The sequence below is a fragment of the Rhodococcus sp. RCBS9 genome (assembly GCF_029457415.1).
In the GTDB taxonomy this organism is placed as follows: Bacteria; Actinomycetota; Actinomycetes; order Mycobacteriales; family Mycobacteriaceae; genus Rhodococcus_F; species Rhodococcus_F qingshengii.
Window position 1 is genome coordinate 6,116,854 of the sequence record NZ_CP120422.1, and the last position, 5,788, is coordinate 6,122,641.

6 protein-coding genes are annotated in these 5,788 nt (G+C 63.8%); 4 read left to right on the forward strand and 2 right to left on the reverse strand.

The window, feature by feature from the left end; translation table 11 throughout:
- The first annotated feature begins 51 nt into the window (after positions 1–51).
- The 4 genes from P0M12_RS28580 (at position 52) to P0M12_RS28595 (ending at position 3,745) form a co-directional block, all read left to right on the forward strand.
- Complete coding sequence (locus tag P0M12_RS28580; RefSeq protein WP_277377182.1) at positions 52–801, forward strand: SDR family oxidoreductase; 750 nt, start codon at positions 52–54, stop codon at positions 799–801.
- Positions 798–1,733, forward strand: coding sequence for an NAD(P)-dependent oxidoreductase (locus P0M12_RS28585; RefSeq protein ID WP_277377183.1), 936 nt, complete (start codon positions 798–800; stop codon positions 1,731–1,733). The genes P0M12_RS28580 and P0M12_RS28585 overlap by 4 nt, the downstream gene beginning before the upstream one ends.
- A 14-nt stretch (positions 1,734–1,747) precedes the next feature.
- Complete coding sequence (locus tag P0M12_RS28590; RefSeq protein WP_042450544.1) at positions 1,748–2,191, forward strand: carboxymuconolactone decarboxylase family protein; 444 nt, start codon at positions 1,748–1,750, stop codon at positions 2,189–2,191.
- An 87-nt stretch (positions 2,192–2,278) separates the two neighbouring features.
- A complete protein-coding gene (locus tag P0M12_RS28595) occupies positions 2,279–3,745 on the forward strand; it encodes an FAD-dependent oxidoreductase (RefSeq protein ID WP_007728632.1) in 1,467 nt (488 codons plus the stop codon).
- 10 nt (positions 3,746–3,755) lie between these two features.
- On the opposite strand, the gene P0M12_RS28600 is transcribed toward P0M12_RS28595, so the two are convergent.
- On the reverse strand, positions 3,756–4,577 hold the full coding sequence (locus tag P0M12_RS28600) for a GNAT family N-acetyltransferase (protein ID WP_003944042.1): 822 nt from the start codon (positions 4,575–4,577) through the stop codon (positions 3,756–3,758).
- 102 nt (positions 4,578–4,679) lie between these two features.
- A complete protein-coding gene (locus tag P0M12_RS28605) occupies positions 4,680–5,702 on the reverse strand; it encodes an alpha/beta hydrolase family protein (RefSeq protein ID WP_003944025.1) in 1,023 nt (340 codons plus the stop codon).
- Positions 5,703–5,788: the final 86 nt, after the last annotated feature.

The following is a 5,788-nucleotide window of genomic DNA, read 5'->3' on the forward strand; positions in this document are numbered from 1 at the left end:
CCCTCACCCCACACCCTCACCACAGAATGATCACCACGAAAGTAGGTCGACATGGGACGTTTCGACGGTCGCACCGCGATAGTCACCGGAGCAGCGCAGGGTATCGGAGAGGTGTATGCCCGCGCTCTGGCCGCGGAGGGGGCCAACGTGGTCGTGGCGGACCTCAATCGCGAACTCGGTGAAGCTGTCGCCAAGCAGATCACGGCGGACGGTGGAAGTGCCGTGTTCAAGGACGTCGACGTCGCCGACGGGGAGTCGACTGCGGCACTTGCCGACTTCACGATCGAGCAGTTCGGCAGCATCGAGCATCTGGTGAACAACGCTGCCATCTACGGCGGAATGAAGATCGATTCCCTGTTGACGGTGGACTGGGACTACTACCGAAAGTTCATGAGCGTCAACATGGACGGCGCACTGCACGTGTGCCGGGCGGTCGTACCTCATATGCGCGCGAAGGGCGGTTCGATCGTCAACCAGTCCTCCACAGCAGCCTGGCTGTACTCGAACTACTACGGACTCGCGAAAGCCGGTGTCAACAGCCTGACACAACAACTCGCGACCGAACTCGGCTGGTCGAACATCCGGATCAACGCCATCGCTCCCGGTCCCATCGACACGGAGGCGACTCGAACCGTCACCCCCGGCAACATCGTCAAGGACATGGTGAAGCGAATCCCGTTGCAGCGCATGGGAACGCCGGAGGATCTCGTCGGCATGTGCCTGTTCCTTCTCTCCGACGACGCAGGCTGGGTGACCGGGCAGATCTTCAACGTCGACGGAGGCCAGGTGTACCGGTCATGACGCAATCGGCGCCGAAAGCCAGCGCTTCGAAAACCAGACTGGGATACATCGGCCTAGGCAACATGGGCGCGCCGATGGCGCAGCGCCTCCTGGACTGGCCGGGCGGACTGGTGGTGTGTGATGCCCGCGCAGAAGCGCTCGAACCGTTCACCACTGCGGGCGCGAGCGCAGCATCGACGCCCGCCGACGTTGCAGCGCAGGCGAGCATCATCTCCGTCACGGTGCTCGACGACGCGCAGGTACGCGAGGTTGTGTGCGGGCCGCACGGGATTCTGTCGACCGCACAGCCAGGCACTGTCGTCGCGATTCACTCCACTATCTCGGACACCACGGCGGTGGAACTCGCTGACATCTGTCAACAGCGTGGTGTTCTGCTGGTCGACGCGCCGATCAGTGGCGGTGCCGGCGGCGCAGCGCAGGGCAGGCTGGCAGTGATGATCGGCGGCTCCGACGAGGCGTTCGAAGCCGTCCGCGAGCCCTTCGGATCCTGGGCCGAGCTGGCGGTTCACGCCGGTGACGTCGGCGCGGGAACGCGAATGAAGCTCGCACGCAACCTTCTTCACTTCGTCTCGTTCACCGCCACGACCGAGGCCGCGCGACTCGCCGAAGCAGCAGGACTCGATCTCCGCACGCTCGGAAAGGTCGTCAGGCACACCGATGCGATCACCGGTGGCGCGGGCGCGATCATGCTCCGCGACACCACCGCACCGGTCTCGGAGGACGACCCGTGGTTCTCGATACTGCGGCATGTTCGCAATCTCGGGGAGAAGGACTTGGCCTTGGCCATCGACCTCGGTGATCGGCTGAATCTCGACCTGCCGCTCGCGCACCTTGCGCTCGCCGGACTCGGTGCCGGTCTGGGCGTCGGGAATGACAGCGAAGACAGGCCGGCCGAACCTTCAACGGCATCTACTACTCGGGAGCACGCATGACCGACACCACTCACATGACCGATGCCGGTGGAACCGACGAAAGCCGCATCTCCGAGGCCCGTGCTCGTGGCGTCGCGAAGATGAACGAGGTGTACGGCTGGGAGCTTCCCGCCGACGTTCCCGGCGACTTCTTCGCGGTCACCGCCGACCACCTCTTTGCCGACATCTGGACGCGACCGGGACTGTCGGTACGTGATCGACGACTACTCCTGATCGGTGCCATCACCGCCCAGGGGCAGAACGATGTGGCGAAGATCCAGATCAACGCTGCTCTCCACAACGAGGAGTTGACCGAGCAGCAGTTCGAAGAGGCCGCAATCTTCCTGTGCCACTACGTCGGCTGGCCGCTGGCCACCGGGCTCAACAATGCGCTGATCGCCGTGAAGGCCGACAGACGTAAAGCCGCGCGCGCCAAGGAGAAGGCCGCGGCCGATTCCGCGAAAACGGACACCGACTGACTTTCGGTCGAGATACTGCCATCAGGGCATCGATCACACCCACCGATTCCCCCACCAACCAACCAGAAGAACGAAGGATCCGAATCCATGGCCGAGGCCAGCTCAATCCGTCCGCAGTCCTCCGCAAACATCGAGCAGTGGCACTTCGAGGCTGACGTCGTCGTCGCCGGCTACGGCATTGCCGGAGTGAGTGCTTCGATCGAGGCCGCGCGAGCGGGCGCCGACGTGTTGGTGCTCGAGCGCACGAGCGGCTGGGGCGGCGCTGCGGCGCTGGCAGGCGGATTCATCTATCTGGGCGGCGGGACCCCGTTGCAGCAGGCACTCGGGTTCGAGGACTCCCCCGCCAACATGAAATCGTTCATGATGGCCGCACTCGGTCCCGGCGCCGACGAGGAGAAGATCACCGACTACTGCGAAGGCAGCGTCGAGCACTACAACTGGCTCGTCGACAACGGTGTGCCGTTCAAGAAGAGTTTCTACGGCCAACCCGGCTGGGAAACACCCTTCGACGACGGACTCATGTATTCCGGCGGCGAGAACTCGGCACCGTTCAACACGATCGCGACACCGGCCCCTCGCGGGCACGTTCCACAGATGAGCGGCAAGCGCACCGGGGAGAAGGGCGGTGGTTTCATGTTGATGAAGCCACTGATCGAGACAGCCGAAAGCCTCGGCGTACGAGCAGAATACGACATGCGAGTCCAGCGCCTGGTCGTCGACGGAGATCGAGTGGTCGGCATCATCGCCAAGCAGTACGGCAAGGAAGTGGCAGTTCGAGCACGCACGGGTGTCGTTCTGGCGACGGGAAGCTTCGCCTACAACGAAGCGATGATCCAGTCGTACGCCCCACGGCTGATCGGGCGCCCCGGTGCGGCTATCGAAGAGCACGACGGAAAGTCCATCCAGATGGCGCAGGCTCTCGGGGCCGACCTCGCGCACATGGACGCCACCGAGGTCGCATTCTTCGGCGACCCCCAGTTGATGATCCGCGGCATTCTCGTCAACGGACGCGGCCAGCGCTACGTCAACGAGGACACGTACCCGGGACGAATCGGCCAGGAGACGCTGCTGCGCAACGAGAATCAGGCCTACCTGATCATCGACGAAGCTTCCTACGAAGAGGGCTGCGCCGCCGACAGTTCCACACCGTTCTTCAGATTCCAGCCCAAGTGGGTGGCCGAGACCGTCGAGGAACTCGAATCCGACATGGGTCTGCCGGAAGGCACCCTCCAGTCGACCGTAGAGGTCTACAACCGCCACGCCGCGCGTGGTGAGGACCCGGTACTGGGAAAGAAGAAGGAGTGGGTCAAGCCGATCGGCTCACCCGTCGCTGCGCTCGATCTTCGCAATTTCACCGCCGGTTTCACGCTCGGCGGTCTGCGCACGTCGATCAACTCGGAGGTCATGCACGTCTCCGGCGAACCGATCCCGGGTCTGTTTGCCGCTGGACGATGCACCGCCGGTGTCTGCGCTGGAGGGTATGCCTCCGGAACGTCCCTCGGAGACGGCAGCTTCTACGGGCGACGCGCGGGAATCAGCGCTGCCAAGGGCTGAGCGTCTCTTCTCAGATGTCAGCGTCCTCGCTGCGACGTTCGAGGAACAACGTGTCACGCCACCGCCCACCCAGTTGAGCGATACGCGACCGAGTGCCGACGACTCGGAATCCGACGGCCTGGTGCAAGGCGACGCTTGCCCGGTTCTCCGGGAAAATCGACGACTGCACTGTCCAGATCTCACTGGCGTCGGCGGCTTGCACCTGTCGGCGAAGCAGCAGCTTGCCCACGCCGCGCCCGCGAGCGCCGCTACCGATGTAGATGGAGTTCTCGGCGACCCCGCGGTAGCAGTCTCGCGAGGACACCGGGCTGAGGCTCGCCCAGCCTTCGACGCGGCCGTCGATCTCGGCCACCCATCGATGATCGGGTAACCATTGCGCGTCGAGCTTCTCGGCGGATGGCACCGAGGTGGTGAACGTCGCGGTTCCGGTGTCGATTCCTTCGCGGTAGATCGAGCGGACGGCATCCCAGTCGCCGGATTCCATGCGGCGCACCACCACGTCATCGGGAAGAACTCCCAGTGTGTCTTCGACCGGACCGCGAGCAGCCACGACGGCGGCCGCTGCCATCAGATCGGAGTATGCCGTTCCGGCAACACTGACAACCGAAGTGCCTTCACGCACCGAAGCCTCGACAAAACCGACCTCGATCAAGGCCTCGAGGTGGGCACTCAACGCCGACGGCTCGAGTGATGCGGCGTGTGCAATCGTGTCGACGTCGATCGGACCGCCGGCAGCAAGTCGGAGCACTCGCAGCCGCGTCGGATCACCCAGGCACGCAAACCTGCGCGCAAGTACGTCGGTGTCGAGGGGAGCGAGTGTTTCTGAACTCATGAGGCGACTATAACGCCGCTGACCTGCAGTTCGGTCGGCTAGGTTCGGCAAGAGTGTTCCGGAGTGAGAAACAACTCAGCCACCGACCCCAGGGTTCGCCGGCTAACGCGCACCGATCGACGCGGCAATCATCGACCACGAGTTGTGAAGATCGTCCTGCCAGTAACCCCAAGAGTGAGTGCCAGTTGCCCGGAAATCATAGGTGGCCGGGATGCCCAAGGAGTCGAGCCGCTCGGCCAAACGCTGGGTGCACTGGTTCGTCCCGGCCTCGATGACTCCACCCACGATCACCTGGTTCGCCAGAACGCCGAGGTCGCCGTTGACCATCGGTCCGCCCAGATTCTCGTGTGGGCCGGGCAGGCCCGATCCATTGCTGATGTAGAGGTCGACCCCCCGCAATCTCTCGGCATTGACCACAGGATCGTTGGCTACCCAGCCCGGACCGCCGGGAGGACCCCACATGTTGTCCACGTTGCCGCCGCGGAATCCGACCACGAATCTCACGTAGTCCTGACCGGGTTGAGTACTCGTCTCGGCACACCCGCTGAAAGCACCGACGGCACGGTAAACGGATGGCGCCGCCTCGGCCAGGCTCAGAACCGAGGTACCTGCCATCGACAATCCGGCAACGGCATTCGTACCCGTAGTCCCGAGCGTGGCATCGACGATCGGTGGCAACTCCTGGGTGAGAAATGTGGTCCACTTGTTCAGTCCGAGAACAGGATCGGGCTTCTCCCAGTCGGTGTAGTAGCTGTAGGCACCGCCGATCGGGTTGACGACGTTGACGTTCTTGTCGCCGAAGAAGTCGACGACGTCTGTCCGTGTCTGCCACGTCGCCGTGTCCTCGCCTCCGCCGGCGCCATTGAGTAGATAGAGGGTCGGCCGGGGCGCACTTGTGTCTGCCGGCCGAATCACCTCGAGCGGAATCACCTTGTCCATCGCAGCCGAGTAGACGTACATAGTCAGCTGACGGGCGTTGATCTCCTCGACGTGATCGAGAGCTGAACCGCCTGAAGGGGATGTCGGGGCCGGGTCAGCCGAGGCCAACGCTGCTTCGCCGAACAGTCCCGTCCACGCGACGAGGGCGACGACAAGCATTGCCCGAGTACGTCCGATTCTTCTCATTGCCGCTCCTCGTGCTCGATTGCGGTGCCCGGCAACAGCTCGGTGGCGCTCGCTTCGCGGGCGTGCGGCTTGGTGGCTTGAAGTTG

Coding starts and splice junctions, on each gene's coding strand:
- P0M12_RS28580 (WP_277377182.1), top strand. CDS start 52: ATGGGACGTTTCGACGGTCGCACCGCGATAGTCACCGGAGCAGCGCAG.
- P0M12_RS28585 (WP_277377183.1), top strand. CDS start 798: ATGACGCAATCGGCGCCGAAAGCCAGCGCTTCGAAAACCAGACTGGGA.
- P0M12_RS28590 (WP_042450544.1), top strand. CDS start 1,748: ATGACCGATGCCGGTGGAACCGACGAAAGCCGCATCTCCGAGGCCCGT.
- P0M12_RS28595 (WP_007728632.1), top strand. CDS start 2,279: ATGGCCGAGGCCAGCTCAATCCGTCCGCAGTCCTCCGCAAACATCGAG.
- P0M12_RS28600 (WP_003944042.1), bottom strand. CDS start 4,577: ATGAGTTCAGAAACACTCGCTCCCCTCGACACCGACGTACTTGCGCGC.
- P0M12_RS28605 (WP_003944025.1), bottom strand. CDS start 5,702: ATGAGAAGAATCGGACGTACTCGGGCAATGCTTGTCGTCGCCCTCGTC.